Origin of the sequence: Desulfonauticus submarinus, from assembly GCF_900104045.1 — a bacterium.
Taxonomy (GTDB): Bacteria; Desulfobacterota; Desulfovibrionia; order Desulfovibrionales; family Desulfonatronovibrionaceae; genus Desulfonauticus; species Desulfonauticus submarinus.
Map to the genome: position 1 here is coordinate 82,272 of NZ_FNIN01000005.1, position 21,534 is coordinate 103,805.

General features: G+C 33.1%; 17 protein-coding genes. 14 read left to right on the forward strand and 3 right to left on the reverse strand.

Annotation, left to right across the window (positions count from 1 at the left end):
* Positions 1 to 9 precede the first annotated feature (9 nt).
* The 6 genes from BLP60_RS06295 to tsaA all read left to right on the forward strand — a co-directional run bounded on the left by BLP60_RS06295 (position 10) and on the right by tsaA (position 7,223).
* Complete coding sequence (locus BLP60_RS06295) at positions 10 to 1,407, forward strand: mannose-1-phosphate guanylyltransferase/mannose-6-phosphate isomerase (RefSeq protein WP_092065125.1); 1,398 nt, start codon at positions 10 to 12, stop codon at positions 1,405 to 1,407.
* 177 nt (positions 1,408 to 1,584) lie between these two features.
* Entirely contained in the window at positions 1,585 to 2,124 is a 540-nt protein-coding gene (gene qrcA, locus BLP60_RS06300) for a menaquinone reductase multiheme cytochrome c subunit QrcA (RefSeq protein ID WP_092065128.1), read from the forward strand.
* 15 nt (positions 2,125 to 2,139) lie between these two features.
* Positions 2,140 to 4,173, forward strand: a complete 2,034-nt coding sequence (qrcB, locus tag BLP60_RS06305; RefSeq protein WP_159427696.1) for a menaquinone reductase molybdopterin-binding-like subunit QrcB — start codon at positions 2,140 to 2,142, stop codon at positions 4,171 to 4,173.
* A gap of 21 nt (positions 4,174 to 4,194) precedes the next feature.
* Positions 4,195 to 4,962, forward strand: coding sequence for a menaquinone reductase iron-sulfur cluster-binding subunit QrcC (gene qrcC, locus BLP60_RS06310; protein WP_092065134.1), 768 nt, complete (start codon positions 4,195 to 4,197; stop codon positions 4,960 to 4,962).
* A gap of 3 nt (positions 4,963 to 4,965) precedes the next feature.
* Positions 4,966 to 6,201, forward strand: coding sequence for a menaquinone reductase integral membrane subunit QrcD (gene qrcD / locus BLP60_RS06315; RefSeq protein WP_092065137.1), 1,236 nt, complete (start codon positions 4,966 to 4,968; stop codon positions 6,199 to 6,201).
* A 44-nt stretch (positions 6,202 to 6,245) separates the two neighbouring features.
* A complete protein-coding gene (gene tsaA / locus BLP60_RS10590; protein ID WP_159427697.1) occupies positions 6,246 to 7,223 on the forward strand; it encodes a tRNA (N6-threonylcarbamoyladenosine(37)-N6)-methyltransferase TrmO in 978 nt (325 codons plus the stop codon).
* Here the strand turns inward: tsaA and BLP60_RS06325 are convergent.
* Complete coding sequence (locus tag BLP60_RS06325; RefSeq protein ID WP_092065140.1) at positions 7,210 to 7,659, reverse strand: phosphate-starvation-inducible PsiE family protein; 450 nt, start codon at positions 7,657 to 7,659, stop codon at positions 7,210 to 7,212. The genes tsaA and BLP60_RS06325 overlap by 14 nt on opposite strands.
* A 331-nt stretch (positions 7,660 to 7,990) precedes the next feature.
* Between BLP60_RS06325 and BLP60_RS06330 the strand changes: the two genes are divergently transcribed.
* Both BLP60_RS06330 and BLP60_RS06335 read left to right on the forward strand, forming a co-directional pair.
* A complete protein-coding gene (locus BLP60_RS06330; protein ID WP_092065143.1) occupies positions 7,991 to 9,019 on the forward strand; it encodes a glycosyltransferase family protein in 1,029 nt (342 codons plus the stop codon).
* A 62-nt stretch (positions 9,020 to 9,081) separates the two neighbouring features.
* Positions 9,082 to 9,756, forward strand: coding sequence for a phosphoadenosine phosphosulfate reductase family protein (locus BLP60_RS06335; protein WP_092065146.1), 675 nt, complete (start codon positions 9,082 to 9,084; stop codon positions 9,754 to 9,756).
* 11 nt (positions 9,757 to 9,767) lie between these two features.
* On the opposite strand, the gene BLP60_RS06340 is transcribed toward BLP60_RS06335, so the two are convergent.
* Together BLP60_RS06340 and BLP60_RS06345 are read right to left on the reverse strand one after the other, a co-directional pair.
* A complete protein-coding gene (locus BLP60_RS06340) occupies positions 9,768 to 10,973 on the reverse strand; it encodes an aminopeptidase (RefSeq protein ID WP_092065149.1) in 1,206 nt (401 codons plus the stop codon).
* The gene (locus tag BLP60_RS06345; protein ID WP_200779113.1) at positions 10,973 to 13,255 is read right to left on the reverse strand and encodes an FAD-dependent oxidoreductase; all 2,283 of its coding nucleotides are present in this window, start codon (positions 13,253 to 13,255) and stop codon (positions 10,973 to 10,975) included. The genes BLP60_RS06340 and BLP60_RS06345 overlap by 1 nt, the downstream gene beginning before the upstream one ends.
* Positions 13,256 to 13,505: 250 nt before the next feature.
* Between BLP60_RS06345 and cas6 the strand changes: the two genes are divergently transcribed.
* The 6 genes from cas6 to BLP60_RS06375 are packed head-to-tail and all read left to right on the forward strand — an operon-like array spanning position 13,506 to position 21,531.
* The gene (cas6, locus tag BLP60_RS06350) at positions 13,506 to 14,276 is read left to right on the forward strand and encodes a CRISPR-associated endoribonuclease Cas6 (RefSeq protein ID WP_159427698.1); all 771 of its coding nucleotides are present in this window, start codon (positions 13,506 to 13,508) and stop codon (positions 14,274 to 14,276) included.
* Positions 14,277 to 14,293: 17 nt separating this feature from the next.
* Positions 14,294 to 15,472 (forward strand): type III-B CRISPR module RAMP protein Cmr1, encoded by a 1,179-nt coding sequence (gene cmr1, locus BLP60_RS06355; protein ID WP_092065155.1) that lies wholly within the window; start codon positions 14,294 to 14,296, stop codon positions 15,470 to 15,472.
* Positions 15,473 to 15,487: 15 nt separating this feature from the next.
* Complete coding sequence (locus BLP60_RS06360) at positions 15,488 to 16,621, forward strand: RAMP superfamily CRISPR-associated protein (protein WP_092065158.1); 1,134 nt, start codon at positions 15,488 to 15,490, stop codon at positions 16,619 to 16,621.
* Entirely contained in the window at positions 16,621 to 19,845 is a 3,225-nt protein-coding gene (locus BLP60_RS06365) for a CRISPR-associated protein Csx11 (RefSeq protein ID WP_159427699.1), read from the forward strand. Before BLP60_RS06360 ends, BLP60_RS06365 begins: the two co-directional genes overlap by 1 nt.
* Positions 19,845 to 21,143, forward strand: a complete 1,299-nt coding sequence (cmr4, locus tag BLP60_RS06370) for a type III-B CRISPR module RAMP protein Cmr4 (protein ID WP_092065164.1) — start codon at positions 19,845 to 19,847, stop codon at positions 21,141 to 21,143. The genes BLP60_RS06365 and cmr4 overlap by 1 nt, the downstream gene beginning before the upstream one ends.
* On the forward strand, positions 21,133 to 21,531 hold the full coding sequence (locus BLP60_RS06375; RefSeq protein ID WP_092065167.1) for a hypothetical protein: 399 nt from the start codon (positions 21,133 to 21,135) through the stop codon (positions 21,529 to 21,531). The genes cmr4 and BLP60_RS06375 overlap by 11 nt, the downstream gene beginning before the upstream one ends.
* Positions 21,532 to 21,534 lie beyond the last annotated feature (3 nt).

Here is a 21,534-nt window from a genome sequence, read left to right on the forward strand (position 1 = left end):
GGAAAAACTATGAAAAAGAAAGATTTTTATGCTCTTATTTTGGCAGGTGGATCAGGGAGCAGGCTGTGGCCCCTTTCTCGTGCGCTTATGCCCAAACAGCTTTTGAGTTTAAATGGAGAAAGAAGCCTTTTACAGCAGACAGTTTTAAGGGCATTAAAGGCATTTTCTCCATCTAATATTGTAATTATTACTAATGAGGAACATATTTTTGAGGTTAAAAATCAAATTAAAGATATTTGTAATGAAGATAAGATAGGTGTGGTAGCTGAGCCAATGGGCAGGAATACTTTGCCCGCTGTTTTGGTTGGTTTAGATTCAAGTAAAAAACCAGAGGAAAGTGTTTTTGCTGTTTTTCCATCTGATCATCAAGTAGAAGATGAGGATGCTTGGGTAGAAGATTTATTTATTGGTTATGATTTGGCGAAAAAAGGTTGGTTAGTGACATTTGGTATTAAGCCCCATAAGCCAGAGACAGGTTATGGATATATTAAGGTGGGGCCATCCTTAAAAGAAGAAGGATTTAAAGTAGAGCGTTTTGTAGAGAAGCCAACTTTGGAAAAGGCAAAGAAGTTTCTTTCTGATGGTAGATATTATTGGAATAGTGGAATGTTTGTATTTGAAGGTAAACTGTTTTTGCAAGAAATAGAAAAACAACAGCCAGAGTTATGGAGTTTTTGGGAGAGAAGAAAAGAAAGCCCTCTTTTAGCAAATTATTCTAAATTTCCAGATATTTCTATTGATTATGGGATTATGGAAGGTGCTCAAAATGTAGCAGTTGTTCCTGCTAGTTTTGGGTGGGATGACTTAGGAAGTTGGGAGGCTATTTATAGATTGGGAGATAAAGATGAGCAAGGCTGTGTTATTCGTGGAGATGTATTAGCCTTGGAATGTGAGAATAGTTTGCTTTTTTCTTATGGAAGTAAGTTAGCAGCAGTTGGACTTAAAGATTTAATCGTTGTCCAAACCAGAGATGCAACCTTAGTTATTCCTAAAAGTCAGGTGCAAAAGGTAAAAGATGTTGTTAAGGCTTTAAAACAAAAGGATAAGCACTTAGTAGAGGCTCATCTTACAGTGCGTCGTCCTTGGGGAAGCTATACTATTTTGGAAGAAGGAGAGTTTTATAAAATAAAGCGTATAGAAGTAAAACCAGGGGCTAAGCTTAGTTTACAAATGCATTATCATAGAAGTGAACATTGGGTGGTAGTAAAAGGTACGGCTGAAGTAATAGTAGAAGATAAGGTTGTTTTACTTACAGAAAATCAATCTATAGATATTCCTAAGGGCTGTAAACATAGATTAAGTAATCCTGGGAAAGTTCCTGTTGAAATTATAGAAATTCAGTCAGGTCCATATTTAGAGGAAGACGATATTGTTCGTTTTGAAGATATATATGGTCGAAAAAAATAAAAAGAGGTTAAATTTCTCTTGAATTTCTTGAAAAATTTACTAAAAAGGCATGTGAATTTTTTCTTAAACTTCCTTGACACAATTTGGCCTCCTTACATAAGGTGAGCCAAATTTAGTTTGTTTAGTTGGGTTGCTTGAAGGTTTGCTCAAAAAATTAGCGGTAGGGAGGGTATTAAAGTGGCAAAAGGCAAAAGTTGTGTGGTGCTTCCCTTTGTGGTCGGTTTTGTGGGGGCACTGATTGTGGGATGGTGGCTGTTTCCCAAGATGCTCTATAGTGAAAAGGTTCAGCCCATTCGCTTCAGTCACAAGGTTCATGTGGAAGATCAGGGAATGGCCTGTGATGAATGTCATCTATTTCGGGAGGATGGTTCTTTTGCAGGTATTCCAACCACAGAGAAATGTGCAGAATGTCATTCTGAGGTAATGGGAGAAGATCCAGCAGAAGCTAAATTTGTAGAGGAATATGTGAATAAAGAAAAGGAAGTTCCTTGGCTTATCTATCAGAAACAGCCCGACAATGTGTTCTTTTCCCATATTGCGCATCAGGATTTTGATTGTACAACGTGTCATCCTGATGTGGGAAATAGTGACACACCTCCAGTGTATTATGAGAATAAAATTACAGGTTATAGTAAACAGACAATGAAGATGTGGCAGTGTGAAAGGTGTCATGCCCAGAAAGGGGCCAGTAATGCCTGCTATGTTTGTCATAAATAAATGAGGGGTGAGAAAATGGGACTTGATCGAAGAGGATTTATTACCTTTTTGGTAGGTGGTGCAGTAGGCACTTTGTGTACGCCTATTCCCTGGAAAACATTAGATGATGTGTCCATTTGGTCACAAAATTGGCCATGGATTCCAAAGCTTAAATACGGTGAAAGGAGCCAAGTGGCTTCTGTGTGTAAGTTATGTGGTGCTGGGTGTGGTCTTTCAATTCATAAAGTAGGTAAAAGGCCAGTAACTGCCCAAGGTAATGTAGAACATCCTTTGAGCCAAGGCGGTGTGTGTCCTCTTGGTTCTTGTGCAGTTAGGCTTTTATATCGTCCTGCAAGGGTAAAAGGACCGGTAAAAAATAATGGAGGAAAGTTAGAGCCTATTTCTTGGGACGAAGCTAGAAGACTTTTAGACGAGAAGCTTCGCGGCGGAAAAGTAGCTTGCATTAGTGGAGATGAGAATGGTTCTGCCAGTGAGCTTTTAGCTGGCTTTTTAGCTTTACTTGGCAGTGATGATTTTTACTTTATGCCAAGTGATGGCCAAGTAAGTAGTATTGCCTGGAAGATGATGGGTGGTAAAGGACAACTTGGTTTTGATATAGAAAATTCTGATTATGTGCTTGTTTTGGGTGCAGACATACTTTCTAGTTGTGGTCCAGTAGTAAGAAATCAAAAAGCATTTGCTTCTAAAAAAGGCAAATATGTCTATGCAGGGCCAGTACAAACAGGTACAGCTGCTGCAGTGGATAAGTGGATACCAACTTATCCTGGTCAAGAAGGAACTTTAGCCCTTGGTATAGCTTACTATTTGCTTAAGATGGGCAAGGCTGCATCTCTTTCTTCTTTTGCTAGAGTAAGAGATTTTATTCTTTCCAAATATACTCCAGTAGCAGTGGAAGCAAAAACAGGTGTGCGAGCTTCTGAACTTAAAAAGCTTGCTCAAGAATTAGTGAGAGCCAAGGCTCCTTGTGTGGTAATTGGTTCTGATTTTGGTCAGGGTAGTGGCAGTTTTGAATGGGCTGCCTGTATTTTGGTTAACTTTTTGTTGGGTAATTTTAATCAAAAAGGTGGGTTAGTAGCTTTACCCGAAAATAAGGTAATAAAAAGTGCTCCACTTAGAAGCGAGTTAAACCAAAAAGTACTTCCTGAATTTTTAGCAAATGTTGCTGGTGGTTCAAAAAAAGTGGATGCTCTTTTAGTGTATGAAGCTAATCCTGTGTATGCGTTGCCTCAGGCCTCTCAAGTAGCAGAAGCTTTTGATAAGATTCCTTTTAAGGTAAGTTTTAGCACTTTTTTGGATGAGACTGCTTTAAAGTGTGATCTTATTCTGCCAAATCCTCACTTTTTAGAAAGACATGATGATGCTTATACTCCATTTGGAGTAGGTAAAGAGATTTATAGTGCTTCTGCTCCTGTAATTAAGCCTGTAGTTAATGCTAAACCAACAGCAGATTTTATTTTGGAATTGGCAAAAGCTATGGGGTTTGATTTAGGATTTGAGACTTTTGAGGAAGTTTTACAAGCTAAAGCAGAATCATTGGGCGCAGACTATGATAGTTTAATAGAAGGTAGTGCATACACTTCTAATAAATGGATCGATCAAGATAGTTTAAGTTTGCCAGTGAAAGTTTTAGAAAATGGTCTTATGCCAGAGGGAGAAGGAGTCTTTTTAGCTCCAGTAGCTAGAAATTATTTAGGAAATATTAAACAGGCTTTAACTCCTTCAGAAGTTATTTTGGTTAAAGAATATGAATTAAATGGCAAAGATCTCTATGTTCAAGTAAATAGCGCTACTGCAAGAAAACTTGGCTTAAAACAAAATGATAGAGTAAAGTTGCAAGGCAGTGGAAGAGAGTGTGTTGCCAGAGTAAATATAACAGAGACAGTTATGGATGATGTCATAGCTGCACCTTTGGGCTTTGGCCATGAAGCCTGGGATGAGTATGTGCGCGGAAAAGGTGATAATGTGTTTAAGGTGTTGACAATAGCAGAGGAAAAGGGCTCTGGCCTAAAAGTATGGAACAGGTCCCAGGTAAAAGTAGTCAGGGCTTAAAATTGGAAAGAGGGGTGAGTTATGGAACATATAGAATTTAAAGTAAAATGGGGAATGGTCATCAATATAGATAAGTGTACAGGTTGTGGGGCCTGTATGGTTGCGTGCCAGGCAGAAAATAATATAGCGCCTATGGTAGACGGGTCTGATAAAACTATGACTTTAAATTGGATAGTGGTTTATGAACTAAGTAATGGCAAGCCTTTTCCTGAGCATGAAGTTGCTTATCTTCCAAGGCCCTGCATGCAGTGTGGAAAACCATCTTGTTCTACTGTATGTCCTGTAGTGGCTACAAAAAAGGATGAAGAAGGGGGAATTGTTAGCCAGATTTATCCTAGGTGTATTGGATGTAGATACTGTATGGCAGCATGTCCTTACCATGCTAGATATTTTAATTGGTATGATCCAAAATGGCCAAAAGGCATGGAAAAAACACTAAATATTTCTGCTTCTCCTCGTCCAAGAGGTGTGGTGGAAAAATGTACTTTTTGTCATCATCGTTTTATGGAAGCAAAAGAGAAGGCTCGGTATGAAGGTAAAGATCCTATGAAATTACCAGAAGATGCTTATATCCCTGCATGTGCAGAAATTTGTCCAACAGGGGCTATTACTTTTGGTGATCTCAATAATCCAGAGCATAAAGTGGCAAAATTGGCTAAAAGTAAATATGCTTTTAGATTATTAGAACGTTTGGGCACAGAACCTCAGGTCTATTATTACAGTGAAAGAGAATGGGTTCGTCGCTTGGCTGATAATTATCTGCCAAACGAAAAAACAAAGGGAGAATAAGCCATGATAGATAGAGAATGGTTGCCAGAAGGCGTGGAGCGTTGCTCTTTAGGAAAGTTTTTGGTGTGGATGGCCATATTGGCTGCTATTTTTGGATGGGGCCTTTATGCCATGTTTCGTATTTTTGCTCATGGCCTCATTGAAACCAATTTAGATAATTATTTTGGATTTGGGTTGTGGATTACTTTTGATTTGGCTGTAATTGCTCTTGGAGCAGGTGCATTTTTCTCTGGTTTTTTAAAATATATTGTGGGCATTGAAGAATTAAAAAATATTATTAACTTGGCAGTTATTGTAGGATTTATCTGTTATTCTGGTGCGATGTTGGTTTTAACTTTGGATATTGGTCAACCACTAAGAGCATGGTTTGGATATTGGCACCCTAATGTCCACTCTATGCTTACAGAAGTTATTTTTTGTATTACTTGTTATTGTACAGTTCTTATTATTGAATATATTCCTATTATTTTAGAGAATAGAAAGTTAAATCAGATCCCTTTTATTCACAAATTAGCCCATAATTTTCATGTTTTTATGCCTCTTTTTGCAGGTATAGGAACTTTTCTTTCTTGTTTCCACCAAGGTTCCTTAGGTGGAATGTATGGAGTTTTGTTTGGCCGTCCATTTGCTTATAGAGAGGGATTTTTTATTTGGCCTTGGACTTTCTTCTTGTTTGTTGCTTCTGCTATTGCTTCTGGTCCTGCTTTTACTATGCTTATTGCCGCACTTATGGAAAAAATTACAGGAAGAAAGTTAGTTTCTTATGAAACTAAAGCTTTAATGGGTAAAATTGCTGGTTCTTTGCTTTGTTTTTATCTCTTTTTCAAATTCATTGATACTTGGTATTGGGCAACTGATACTTTACCTAAAATGGGACTGACTTTTGATCAGGTGTTTAATAGTGAGGCTGGTTTTGGCAAATGGCTGCTGTGGACTGAGTTGGGAATATGTGGTGTTATTCCAGCTATTTTATTGATAGTTCCAAAGTTTAGAAATATTCCTTTTTTACTTTATACTGCTGCTATTTTAGATTGTATTGGGGTTGTTATTAACAGATTCGTTTTCACAGTACAGACCTGTGCTATGCCTGTAATGCCTTTTGATAAATGGTATTCTTATACTCCAAACTGGGCAGAGTGGGCTACCTCTATTGAGATTATAGCTTATGGAGCTATTTTATTAAGCCTTTCTTACCGCTATTTGCCTGTATTTCCTCAAGAAAAAGAGTTAAATAAATAAAATAACTTGGAAGGGGGCTTGAAAGAGCCCCCTTTTATTTTTTTATGGAATACGTTTTAAATCCGATTGGGTTTGTAATTTCAGAGTTAAAGGATGTCTTTTCTGCTCCAAGACAGGCTCAAGATAATTTAAAACCTGCAAAGATTTTTATTTATCCTAATTTTCGGCCTGCTCTTGATAATTTATTTAAAAAACAAAAAGTTTTAGTATTTACTTGGTTACACCTTGCAAAGCGAGATGTTCTTAAAGTGCATCCAGGAGGAAACTCAAAGATTCCCTTACATGGCGTGTTTGCTACCAGATCTCCCCATCGTCCCAATCCTATAGGCGTACATGAAGTAACAATTTTACGAATAGAAGAAGATGGAATAATTGTACATCCAATAGAAGCAATAGATGGTACTCCTGTGTTAGATCTAAAGCCTTGTTTGCCAAAAGAGGATAATGAGGCCAATAGTATTTTTTTCCCTTTAGAACTAATAAAAGAAACGCAAAAAATTGGGCACTTGGGTTGGCAAAGAGGTTTATTTGCTGGCTATAGTGGAAATATAAGTTGTAAATCTGGACAAAGAATACTTATTACTAACACTAATACCTGGAAAGCAAACCTTAAGTATAATGATTTTACTGTGTTTGATTTAAAAACCAAAGAGATATTAAATGCAGGTAAACCGTCTTCAGAAGCTAAAATGCATTTGTTGATATATGAGAATCAACCCCAAGCTAAGGCGGTTTTACACACTCATCCTCCTTTTTTAAATGCCTTATTTTTAAATCAAAAAAATTTATTTGACTTGTCTTTATTTGAATCTAAAATGTTTGCTTCTTCTTTTACTACAATTTCTCCTTATTCTCCAGGAAGTTTAAAATTGGCTTTAGCAGTAGCCAAAGCTAGTCGGAAATATCAAATTATTTATTTACAGCAACATGGGCTTGTTGTGTGGGGTAAAGATTTGAAACAAGTTTTGGCCCTGAGTGAAGAAATAGAAGCCTTAGCTAAAATTAAACTCAATTGTTGTTAGTACTTTTCTTCAATAACATTAACCCAATTGTTAAAATTAAAACCAGAAAAGTTAAAACAGCAGTTTCTATCATAGCCATATAGAATTCTTGTTCTGTTGGATGTGTTTCTACTAAATTTAAAGTTAAGGCCAAAATACGTCTGATACTGGCAATTAATCCAATAATTAAAAATGGCTCTGGTTTTATAATGTGTTCCTGATATGAAATAACCACTGTATGGGCTACTTCTAAAATCATAAGAGCAAAGAAAACTTTATTTAAAATTACTGCTGTTGTATAAGCAAAATCTTTAGTAAATAATAATGATTTTAAATTATAAAATAGTTGACAAACAAATGCTCCGCCTAGAATTATTAAAAGTATTCCTATTGTGAGATGTAGTAAGTCTGAACCTGCTTCAAAAAAACGCTTTGAGATATTTATTTTAATAGACATATCTACCCTCCTTTTTAAGGATAGATATTTATTTGTAAATTTTAAAAAAGGATTTTGGGACAGGATATTGATTTTTTTAGGTAAAACAAATAAATAAAATAAGTTCAATTTTTTTTATGTCAAGATAGACAATATATGCTCCTAATCTATTTTATTAAAATTTTTAGAGTTTCTTTATCTTAAAAATAAAAAAATAAACTGGAGATTTTAAAATTTGAGCATTTAATCTACAATCTGGCATAGGTATTGTGAAGAATATGAAATAAGCCTGGACAGAAACAATAGAGAGTTGGTAGAAGTTTAATTTATAACTATTACTAAAAGATTTTTTATGCGTATTTTAAATTTGGAAGGAACTTATTTTTTGAATGAGTTTAAAAAAGCTGGGCATCATGTCTTATCCATAGGATATGATGATATTTGTGATTTAAAGTTAGAAAAATTTCTAATGCCTTTAGAATTGATAAACTTTCTAAAGGCAAAAAATTTTTTTCCAGATATAGTTGTTTGGAACGATGTCTGTAAACCCCCAGCAATATTAGGCTTTGAGTTATTGCCATGTTTGACTATTGGATTTTCCATAGATCAATATTGTAATCCATGGCATGTTCCATTTTCTGCGTGTTTTGACTTATTTTTAGTAGCTCAAAAAGATTATCTTTCTATTTTTAAGCAAAATAATGAATATACACAAATCGAATGGCTACCACTATTTTTTGATCCCAAAAGGGCTTTTGATAGTGGGGGAAAAAGAGATATTCCAATTAGCTTTGTAGGAACTTTAGATGGTGTATATAATAGAAATCGACGAAGTTTTTTAGAAGCTTGTCAAAAGAAACTTCCTTTAGTTATCTTACAAGGAAATTATCAACCTATATACTCACGAAGTAAAATAGTCTTAAATCAAAGTGCTGCAGGTGAATTGAACTTTAGGATTTTTGAAGCAGCAGCTTGCGGGGCTGTGGTTTTAACAGAAGATGTGGAGAATGGTTTGAGAGATTTATTTGAAATAGAAAAAGAGATTGTAGTATATAAACGAGATAATGTAAAAAGTGCAGTAAAAAAAGCTAAAGAAATACTCAAATCTGACCGATTAGAAAAAATTGCCTTGGCTGGTAAAGAAAAAGTATATAAATATCATCAGGTTAAAAATAGAGTAGAATTTATCTTGACAAAAGCAAAAAATCTTTTGTCTTTAAAAGCTTATAAAAAACGACTTTGTTATAAACAAAAAGTATTACAGGAATTAGCAAAAGTTTTTTATTTTTTGAGTTTAGATGAAGAAATAAATATTCCAATCACAGTTAGAAAAGATTATTTTGTTTTGGCAAAGAAAATAGAGAGTATGCAGAAGTTATAATTTTTAGGTTTTTAAGTAAGTCTTTATGATTTTATATTTGTGAATAATTTAGGAATTACTTTATGTTAAATGGGTTAGAAGCTAAAATTATTTTTACTGAACAGTGTTTTGAAGAAGCCTATAAAAAATACAAAAATATTTTTGTTGCCTGGACCGGAGGCAAAGACTCAACAGTTGCGTTATTTTTGTGGAAGCGTTTTTTAGAGCAAAAAAATCCAAATGAAAAGGTGAAAGCTTTAAATATAGATACAGGTTTAAAATTCCCTGAAATAATAGAATTTAGAGATAAGTGGGCAAAGGAATGGAATATAGATTTGTTAATCGTTCGTCCTAAAGTAAATCTTTTACATTATGATATTGCTAAAGACAAAGTAAAGTGTTGTCGGGATTTAAAAATTTTACCCTTGCAAGAGGCAATTAAGGAAAAACAAATAGAAGTACTTATTACTGGAATTAGAGGTGACGAACATCCTGATAGAGAGAAAAGACAGTGTTTTGAAAAGAGAAACTCTCCTTCTTATATGCAATTGAATCCTCTTTTAGAATGGAAAGAGATAGATATTTGGACATTTACTTATAAAGAAAAATTGCCCTACTGTTCTTTGTATGATAAAGGTTATCGGTCTTTGGGGTGTATGCCCTGCACTTCTCTCACCTTTGATTCAGAAGAAAGATCTGGTAGAGATAAAGAAAAAGAAAGTAAACTTTCTATCTTAACAAGTTTAGGATATTTTTAATTAAACTAGGCTTATAACTTAATATTAAATTCTCCTTTCTTATAAATAGTAATGGTCTTGCCATTTTTTAACTTGCCTTCTACTATTTTATCTTCTGTGTTCACAAGATCCCAATGTAATCCAGAGTCGTTAAAGCCCAATTCTTGTTTAAGTTCTGGAGTAAGTTCTTTAGGATTTCCAGCATAAGTGTCAGCATATGAAGCGCCTAAGGCTATATGACAATTGCCAAATTCTCCTCCAAAGTTTTCATCATAAAGGGTATTGGCCATAAACTTAGATATTTTGGAAAAACGTTTATCAGTAAGAGAAAATTCACCTACATAGCTAGCACCCTTATCCAAAGCAATTTGTTTGCGAACAAATTCTTCTCCTTGTTTGGCTTTAGCTTCTATTACTTTTCCTTTCTCAAATTTTAACCATACATCTTTAACCAGATTTCCGTTTCTATACGAAGGCTGATTGGCAAAATAAATACCATGTGTAAACCTCAAATCTGGAGATAAAAATATTTCAAAACTTGGAATGTTGTGCCCAGATATTCCAATCCATTTTCTTTTTTCTCCTGGATAAACATAGAGATCTGTATGTTTAGATTTTATATGCAAATATTCTATATCAAGGCTGTTTAACCAATCTTGTATTTTTTTGTTTTTTTGATAAATGTCTTCCCATTTTTGAACAGGGTTTTCAGAGTTCAGATAAACAGCTTCTATTATTTGTTGTTTATAACTAGCAATGTCTAAATTCGCTTTATTGGCTAACTCCTGAGTAGGATAAAGACAAAGAGTCCATCCAAATTCTTGATTATTTTCGCGCTCTTCTAATATTTCGCGAAGGTATTTTTTGCTTAAAGTAAATAAACCTATTTTAGCAGGATCAATATTTTCTAAATGAGTTAAAGACTCTGGTGCTAAAAGAGAAATAAGTCCATTTAAATTGGAATATAATTCTTTATCTCCTGGGGTTTTAAATTTTATTTGTTCTTCATTAGCATAAGAAAAAAATGTTTTTTCTATTTCAGGAGGCCAAGTTATACGTAAAACAGGATTTAGTCTCATTTCTAAAATTTGTTTTACCAGAATATTTGCCAAAGGAAGTGCTTGGTTATCTGTTTTAATAAGAATAACCTCTCCAGGTTTATACTGTTTTATACGGGCTTTTTTTAACCCCCAAAGCAAAACTTTGGCATATTTTTCTAATTCTTGTTGATTAAACATTATGACTCCTTGGAAGTTAAATTTTTACTCATAGCATTTAGAATTTTAGCTAATTTATCATATAAAGTTACACCTATGTATTCAAATCTTAGGCTATCTCCTTTTAATCCAAAGGCACTTAGAGTACCTTTTACCATTTTTACCCTTCTGTCTTCTAGGTAATTTCCCCACATATGGTGGCAATTTTTAGGTGGACACCCTCCGATAAGAATGCCATCAGCTTTATTCTGGGTTAAAATTTCTATAGCCAAATCTATATTAAAAGACGCAGAACACCTAATCCTAATAGTTCTAACATTTAAGGGAATTTCAAAACCCTTAGGCCCCATTAAATCTGCTGCTCCATATGCGCACCAATAGCATAAAAAGGCCAGTATTCTAGGTTTATTGGGTTGAGCATGGGAAAATGCCTTGTCTACCATTTCCAAAATCTGGGCATCTTCTAAATTTTTTAAAGTAATTGCTTTAGAAGGGCAAGTGCTAACACATAAGCCACATCCTTTACAGAAATGAGAAGCAATAGAGAAATATGGATAGGTATCTTCTCGGATAATAGCACTGTGCGGGCACATAGGCACACATAAACCACAATGAGAGCATTTTTCTGGATCAATATAAGAGACATGTTTTTGAGATTTTCCTTTTAAGGCACTGTAGGCATTAAAAGCAGCTTTAGCTCCAGAATCTATACTGTCTTGAACATCTTTTGGTCCTTTGGAAGCACCTGCTAAAAAGATTCGTTCTACCAATGATTCTCCAGGACGAACTACCTTTGGTTGGAATTCAATAGGGTAGTTGAATTCATCAGTTTGTAGGCCTAATTGTCTCATTAAATTCACCTCGCCTGGCAAAAGAGGCTCTGCTAAAACCACTAAATCTGCTTCAAAATCTCCGTCATTTGTTTTTACTTCTAACCAATCATCTCCTGTAATTTCTTTTACTTCTGTTTGAATAAATTCAACTCCCCTTTCTTGAGCTACTTTTAAGTAGTGTTCACCATTCCTGCCCATAGGTCTTAGGTTTTTATAAAGTACTGTTACTTCTGTACCCATAAAAAATGATGCCATTCTAAAAGCATGTTTTAAGGTAATAGTGCAGCAAAGTTTAGAGCAATAACCAACATCGTCTTTCTGACAAAGTACAAAGACGACGCTAATAGGTGGTTTCCCAAAAAAACGATGGGCAACCAGTCTTTCAAATTGAGTAAGAGTGATGACCTTAGGATTGCTTGGATTTAAGTGTTTATATTTATTTAGTTCTGCGGGCTGAAAACCAGTTGCAAGTACAATGCTGCCAATGGTTTTATCTATAAATTTGGTTTTTGCGTCTAAATTAATTGCTGAAGTAGGGCATACTTCTACGCACTTGCCACATTTTGAGCAAATAGAATCGTCAATCGCGTACGTATCTGGGAAAAGAAGAAAATGACCTTTGCCAATTGCTTTTTTAGGTTTTAGGCCAAGTTCAAAAGGGTTAGGCCCTTCTTCTGGACATATATCAGCACATTTACCACAGGCAATACAGAGTTGAGGGTCTACATATTCTGGCTTTTTAACTAAATTTATTTGAAAATTTACATCTTTTTTTTCTACATCTGCAATTTCTGTTTCAGTAAGAACTTCAACCTTTTCAGAAAATAAAGCGTCTCTTGCAAGCACAGGTAGCACACATTCACTAGTACAAAAACTTGAAGATCCTTCACTTTGCCATAAAAAAGGTATTTGTCCTGTGATGCCTCCTAAATGACTTTTTTTCTCAATAATAGTGCTTTTAACCCCAAGCTCTGCTAAGGTTAAAGCAGTGCTTAAGCCAGCAACACCACCGCCTACTATTAGGACTTCTTGAGCTAAATTTTGGGTTTCTAAGGCAGGAATATTCTTTATAAGTTTAGCATGAGCCATAATTAACATATCTAAGGCTTTGGCTGTAATGTCCTTAGAAGATTCTGTTTTGTGGACCCAAACACAATGCTCTCTGATATTGGCTGTTTCAAAAAAAGCCTTGTTTATTTCAAGATAATCTAAAATTTGACTTAATTTGTCTTCTGTAAAGGTTAGAGAAGAACGCTCAGAGCAACCAATAAATAGTAAACGATTAAACTTGCCTTTTAAACTTTTCCAAAATTCTTTTTTTTGTTTGCAAATAAGTGGTTCAATTAAAGTATAGTTGACATAAGTAAGATTTTCGGCCTGCTTTTGTAAAAAATTAAAATCTATTTTTTCCTCTAAAGTTGACCCACATGTGCAAAAAATGATTCCAATTTTAATGGTTTTGTTACTCATAGGATATCTCCTTTTTAGACCATAAAATAAAAATTAGTTACTCCTAATCCTTAAACTTGGCAATGCTTGTGCATAATTTCTCAAGATTTTTTGCATTAGAGAATTGATAAAAAAAATTAAAAAAATAATGTGTTTTGACAAAAAAATTAAACAATATTGACATAATTTTATGTTTTTACTATTTGTTAAAATAATTTTTAACTATAACTTCAATAAATATGAAGTTAAAATCAACTCAAGGAGTATTTTAGTGAGGCTAAAATTAGTTTTTTATTCTTTAAAAAGGATTCAAATTCCTTTACACTACAATTATTTATTACAAGGTATTATCTATAATAATTTGTCAAGCAAGTTATCTAGCTGGTTGCATAATAATGGCTGGTATTATGGTAAAAGAAGGTATAGTTTGTTTACTTTTTCAAAATTATTTGGGCAAAATGTAAAGATATTTCAACAAAAAATAAAAAAAATATCTTTTAAAGGAGAGATATGGTTTAAAGTTTCTAGCGTGTCAGAAGATTTTTTGCAAGATATTGCAGAATCTATAATCAAAAGGGGAGGGATTCACATAGGTTCTTATTTTTTAGAACTTAAAAGCATAGAGATGGAGCATTTATTTAAGAGAAAAGATAAGAAAAGTTCATTATTGGTTAGAAGCATTTCTCCTATGGTTGCTTATTCTACAGTTAAAATTAATGGCAGAGCAAAAACTCACTACTTTGCTCCCAAAGAGGATGATTTTGTAAGATCATTAAAAAATAGCTTAGAAAGAAAAGCTAAAGCATTTTATAAAGATGAGAAACTACCTGAAATTTCAATAAATGGGTTTAAATTAAGAAAAGTTTTTAAGAATATAAAGTTGTACTACATGCACCCCAAACAGCCAAAGCCGTGGTTTATCTTGGGCTGGGATTGTTTGTGGGAGCTTTCTTTGCCTTCAGAATATTTGTTTCTAGCAATGGCCACAGGCCTTGGCAGCCGAACTAGCCAAGGTTTTGGAATGGTAGAAGAAGTGAATTAAAGGGATAGGAGTTGGTTATGGAAAAGATAATAAATGTTAACTTTAATACGTTAACTCCTCTTTGGACAGGTGATGCATGGGGAAAATGTGATGAATTAAAACTTACGGGAATTATAGGTTCTCTTCGCTGGTGGTTTGAAGCATTGGTTAGAGGAATGGGATATAATGCATGTGATTCTACGAGAGATAAATGTCAAGTGGAAGTAAAAAATCCTGAAGATGTTTTGAAAATTCATGAAAAAATTTGTCCAGTTTGTTATTTGTTTGGTACTACGGGGTGGAAAAGCAGGTTTTCGGTTAGTGTGATTAAAGATGAGAGTATTTTATCAAAACCCTATCATGGAAGGATTGTTGTAAATATTAATGGAGGTAAAAGCTGGTATTATGATTCAGGATTAATGGGAGAAGTAACTCTTAAATTTCAGTATGATGAAACTATATTAAAAGAAACTTTTTCTTCAATATTAAGGATTCTTTTATATCTCATTTCAGAATATGGAATGCTCGGAGCTAAAACATCTATGGGATATGGGATTGTTAAATTCAAAATAAATGATAATGATATATCTGTTACAGAAGATGATTGGGAAAACTTTAAAGATTATTTGAATTTTTTTGACAAAACTGAGAATTTAAAAGAGGACGAGAAGAAAAGACAAAAGGAATTGCCTAATATACAAGATTTCTTTTTTGTAAAATTCAAGGTATCAGGAATAATTGATAATGTGATTAACAATGTTAAAGAGTTTTTTAGCTATCAGGACGGGATTATTGAAACAGATACAATAAATAAATGGAAAGATAAAAATTGGTGTATAACTTCGCCGGTTGTTAGGAAATCGATACGGAAAGAGATAAAAAAGAAATTTAAAGGCAATAATGCTCTTCGTCATTTTTTGATGGGAAAAGTGGCTGGTAAAAATACTAAATTTTCTGCAATTCAAGTTTCCCATGTTTATAAAAATAATAATAGGCTTGAGTCTAGAATTTACGGATGGTTGCCTAATATTTGGCCTATCAAGGGCAAAGTAGATGGTATTATAGAGTTATTAACTGAATTATTCGAAAATAGCCCGCCATGGAATTCTAATTTACCTTCTACAATTCGGGACAATATTTGTTGGGATGAGTCAGGTCTTAAAAAGGTAAATTCTAATATTGAATCTCTTTTTATTAAAGAAGAAAAAGAAAAATAATCAAGGAGATGTACAATGAAATGTGATTATTTTGCTTTTGTTTTTGAAAGACATCAGCAAAAGATAGATGAGATTTTTGGCAAAGCAAAAGGTAATAAAGATATAAAATTACAAAATTTTATTGAAGTAATAGAGAAAAAGCCAAGACAAAGATCAGTGAATATTGATAATTTATCCGAATTGGCAAAAGAACCTATAAAAACTCACCTTTTATTTAAGAAGCTTGAAGAAGGTAAAGATTCTTCGTGGAAGTCAATTCTATCCGATTTTTATACTTATAGGTTAGATGATTTCAATAAAGTTATGGAAGATAGGGAAAAGCAATTTTCTTTTTTAGACTATACAGAAAATTTTGGTTTTTCGAAAAAATTAGCCTTCACACTCACTCTTTCTTCTCCCTTCTTTACCGCTTCTGAAAACAAATTTTACAGTATCCAAAATCCCATTGCCAAAGAAAAACCAACAGGACTACCACTATTAAAGGGAAGTTCCTTAAAAGGTGCATTGAGACAAGCAGCTATTTATGTTATTGAAAGTGGATTATTGGAAAAAAATTACGGAGATAAATTTAATGATGATTTGGATAAAACAGATGAGGAGATTGAAAAAATTGAGACAGAAGATAAAGACAGATTCTTTTTTGAAAAAAGAGCCCAACTTGTAAGACTCTTTGGCAATGAAAAGGATGTAAAATGGTTTACTTTTAAATCACTTCTTGCAACCGGCGGGATAAGGGATGTTAGCAAAACAAAAGAAATTTTGGAGAAAATTTCATTTGCCTTTAAGAATTATCTTAAAAACAGGAAGATAACAGATAATGAAGGCAACTCAAAAGGAAGACTCATATTTGAAGATTTGCATTTTAAAAGGGTTACTCTTGATGTAATTACCCCGCTTGACAGAAAGAAAAGAACACCTGCTCATGGTCCTATATTTTATGAGGTGGTGCCGGGAGGTGAAACTGCAACAGGTAAGATTATCTGGTTTCCTTTTGATTTGATTGCAAAAGAAGTTTCTAAAGAGGATGTAGATAACGCATGGGAAGATGATAAAAAGCTTATAGAAAATGCTTTCAAAAAACTTTCTGAAAAAGGAATCGGGGCAAAAACAAAAGATGGTTGGGGAAGATTTGAATGGGAGGAAATATAATGGGATTGAAAGAGTTAATAGAAAAAAGAAATGATATATTGTTTGCGGAAATAGGGGCTTTGATTCATGATCTGGGAAAGTTGAGTAAGGAGTTTGTGGAAAGTAAGACTGAAGATGGAAATTATAACTGGTTTAGGCATGAAGAAATTCTGAAAAACAATAATACTTACAATTCTTTTTTACCGAATAAATTGAAACAAATATTTGAATATAAAAAAGATAATCAACCTTATTATAAAGAATTAAAAGATTCAATAGATAATATTCCTACTCATGTAAATGGGAAAACACTTTCTATTGCAGAGTTTCTTCTTAAACAATTTATTTCAAAACATCATTCGGGTAATTCTCTATTTCCTGTTAATTTTTTATCAAGTGATAGTAAAAGTAAAGGGGCAGACAGTGTCGATTCTGCCATCGACAAAATGGTTTCTGAAGAATATGAATATGTTTTACAATCAAAAACTCATACCTACATTTCCACTGCTTTTGGTTATGAATTTCAAAAAATTGACTTGGATTTGTCTGATATAGCTGAAAATTCTTTAACCACAATAAGAGAAAATTATGCAAATAAACTTACTGAGATTTTAGAAAATTTAAAAAATAATTCCAAAGTCGAAAATTGGATTGAAAAACGCGATGAACTTTTAGCGGAGACCAAAAAAGCATTCCTCAATGCACTTGGAGAAACTCGCCGTCCTGCAAATGATGTGACTTTGTGGGATCATTCTTTTTCCGTAGCATCTCTTTACAAAGCAGCACTTGCAGAAGTGGTAATAAATGAATGGAAAGAACCTAAAGAAATTAAATGGAAACTTTTGTCAATAAGATTTAACGGTGATGAATTTTATTATACGGCTCCTAAAATTGCAGATGTACTGGGCAGGAAAGTTCTTGTCGAAAAAATATTGGATAAAATAAAAACTCTTCTTGAAGTGGTTGTACCCATTGGAAATGAGATTTACCGGGATGAAAACGGTTCTGTTTTTCTTGTGCCTGAGAGTGCAAAAGACGAAATATTTGAAATTAGTGATATATGGGAAAAAATCAAAGATATTGAGTTTAAGGGCGTGGCGTTAAATTTCAAAGGTGAATGGGAGAAAAAGTGTTTAGAAGAAATAATAGATGATGCTCCACAAAATTTAAAAAAATTCATTGAAAAAATTTCATCTTTTATGTCTGCTGGGATTTTTATACCTGAAATCGAATTATCAAAACCATCTCGCGGGGCATTAAATCTTGGAAAAGAGATTTCTGAAGAAAGAAAATATAATACTGATCTTGAAGAATTAAAACAAAAATGGACAAAAAAAGAAAATAATTATGAAAAATGTACTGTTTGCGGATTAAAACCAGTACCATTTTCCAATGAAGAAAAAGAAAATTTGGATAAAAAAATATTAAGAGAAGGCTGGCAAAATTTAAGCGAAGAAGAAAAAAATCAATATAAGGCTTATGAAAGAAAAATTTGTATTGATTGTCTGAAATTTTCTTTTAATAGGGTGGAAGAATGGCGTAAAAATCATTTTGAGACCTCCATTTGGCTTGATGAAATTGCAGATGAAAATAATCGCATAGCTCTTGTTTATTTGAGTTTTGATCTGGAGAAATGGCTTAGTGGTGAAATGCTTAATACTTTTTTAAGTAAGCCAATTAAAGTATTAAAAGAAGCAGGATTATCATTTGATAATTATGAAGATATAATTCAGCATATTATAGAAAATTTTAATAATAAAGATGAAATCTGGAATGTTTTGGAGCCTTATTCAAAGGATAAAACAGGAAAAGAAATTTTTGATGATATTGTAAAGAGTAGAGATGAAAACTGGAGAAAAACTTATAAAACAAATGGTGGAGATGTTGATGAAAACGATACTGAAACAAAAGTAAAAATTCTCTTCCTCAATCTTATCCGCAAGCACCCATCCTTTGCCCGTTTAAGAAGAACCTGGGAAACAACAAAAAGTTTTGGAATAGATATTTTTGAGAAGGCAAAAAGTAAATTAAAAACAAGAAAAAGAATGATAATAACTTTTGATTTCAATGGTAATTTGCAAATTGCCCACACTTATTGGTTTAAAGATAAAAGTGGAAAGGACTGCGAACTTGTTGTTATAGAAAAGCAAAATAAAGCGGCTGTAATTTCAGATTCTGAAAACATTGAAGTTCCAGATGATAAAAAACTTGAACTCTATAATGAAAATTTTAAAAACCACATAACAACAATTTCAAATGTAACTATTCAAGAAAAAAAAGAATATTTTCCACTTATTCCCTATCTGTTTGAACCATCAAAAACACTCTTTTTTATGCCGTTAAAAGAAGTATGGGAGATTATTCAATTAATAAAGAAAGAATATGAAGTACAGTTTAATAAAGTTCAAAACAGGCTTCCCATAAATATTGGCTTTGTTGCATTTCATAAAAAAACGCCTATGTATGCTGTTCTGGATGCTGCAAAAAGAATGTATTCAAGGAATAGTGATAAAGAAGTGTTTGAGATTTATACTGTCGATGAAATTGATGCTCAAAAAAATTGCAGATTATACGGTGGAAGGATTGGGAATAAAGTAAAAGAGATAAAATTTAAAAATGCTTATGAATACCATTTCTCATATTCAACCGGAGATCCAGAAAAAGAAGATTTATTTCATCCGTATTTTATTATGGAAAACAGCAATGGCTGGAAAACTTATGTGGAAGGAGATTGGAAAACAATAAAACATGTGAAAGATTTGCATGAAGGGGATGAAGTTTCTTTTTATCCTTCCTGTTTTGATTTTTTGTGGCTTGATACGAATACAAGAAAACTTGATGTAGGAGAAAGTAGGATACACTGGCTTTTTAAAGAATTTTCTCCCAAACCATATAATATTAAGGATATTGAGAGTTTTGAAGAATTAAGAATACTTCTTTTGGAAAAACTAAAATTAACAGCATCTCAGCTTTTGAATGTGTACGGATTATTGATTTCAAAACTTGAAGAATGGCAGTTGCCGAATAAGAAATTGCCGATAGATGATAATGTGTTTGAAGATTTCATTAAAAATGCAATTCTTTCAATTCCTTTACGGTTGAAAATCGCTAGCAATACTGAAAAAGGAAAAATCACACGAGATGATTTTGAATTTTTAAAGGCTACAATTATGAACGGAATGTTTTTTGATTTTATTGATATGTGGCACACTATATTAAAACGCAAATTTAAGGAGGACGAGTAATGGCTGATACATTTTTACCTTTTAAGACAAAAAAATATCTCGCAATTGCAAAAGAGCCTGTTTATGTGGGAACCGGCGGTTATAGAATAGGAAGAGTTGATAATACTATTGTCCGTGATCCTGCAACTAATCTGCCCAAAATTCCCGGCTCTACGATTTCAGGGAATGCAAGGTATTATTCGTGGCTTGCTTATAAATCCGAAGGGATGAATTTGAATCTTGGGTGTTCAAAAGGAAAGAAAACCAATGATGAAAATGCTTGCGGTGCTTGTCCGGTTTGTCTTTCTTACGGTTTTATAAATGATAAAAGTGCACAATCCGGTCTTGCATATTTTTCGGATGCAAGAATTTTGTTTTTTCCTGTTTCAACAATGATAGGAACCGTTTGGGTAACATCGGATGAGATTGTGAAGGAATTTATTGATACTATCGGTTCCAATGGAATAGAAATTACTGAAAATCAATTTATTTGTTCAAATAAAATGACTGAATTGCCTAAAAGTAATGAAATGAAAGAAATATTAAATTTTGGCTGGATAATGCTTGAAAAGAAAGAAAATAAAGATATTAGTGGTTGGAAATTGAAAGGTGATAATAACTCTGAAGAAGTTTCGAATTTAAAAGATGTTTTTGATGAAATAAAAAATAAAGTGTGTGTTGTTTCTACAAAAGTTTTTCACCACATTGTAAATTCAAACCTTGAAACAAGAACTTCTGTTTCGATAAATCCTGTTACAGGCGCAGCAGAAGGCGGAGCATTGTTTACCTATGAGGCATTACCAAGAGGAACGGTTTTTATTCTTGATGTTACTTATGAAAATCCGAAAAATTATGGAAAAGATAATCCAATGGAAGAAGTGATTGGCACAGTTGAAAAAGGATTTGAGCTTTTCTCATCACTCGGAATAGGTGGGATGGGAACGAGAGGATTTGGGAAGATTGAGATAAAAAAGGATAAGTTTTTAAGTGAAAAAGATTATTGGGAAAGTGTAAAAGAGTATTTGAAGAAATTACAACAAAAGTCATCTAATCTTAAAGATAAAATAAATAAACAGATTGGAGAAATTAAGACTGGAGTTAATGGAGATACAAAGGAAAAAGAAAATGACATAAAAAAAGATTGCAAAAAATTGGATGCTTTGGTTTGTGTATTAAAATTATGGAAAGTACATCTTGAATCTCAAAAAGAAATTTTGAAGAAAAAGATTGATACTTTTGAGGAAATATCCAGTACAATTTCAAGTATAACTATAGAAATTCCCGAAGGTTGTAGAGAGGAGGAAAGTAATGAGCAGTAAAATAAATCTTGATAAAATCTGTGCTGAATTTGGAATGGATTTGTTAAATAAAAATATAGCTGATAGTTTAACTTTTGAAAAAAGAAAGAAGAAAGTTAAAAGTTTTGAAACAGAAATTACGAAAGCTCTTGGAATTATTGTAGAAGATGGTCCTTTTGCTTTTTTAATATGGTTAGAGTCGCAAAAAGATGATCCGCATATTGCTATGATGTCTATTACTAAAGAACTTTTACTTAAACTAAAGTTAATAGAAGATAGTAATATTGATATTGAGAAGAAATTTTTAAAATTAAGTGAAGATCTAACCAAAACTCTGTTCGTAAAAACGATACTTGAAAAAATGCTGATTTACGCAAGATACAAAGCAAAGGCAATGCAACATGAGTAAAGG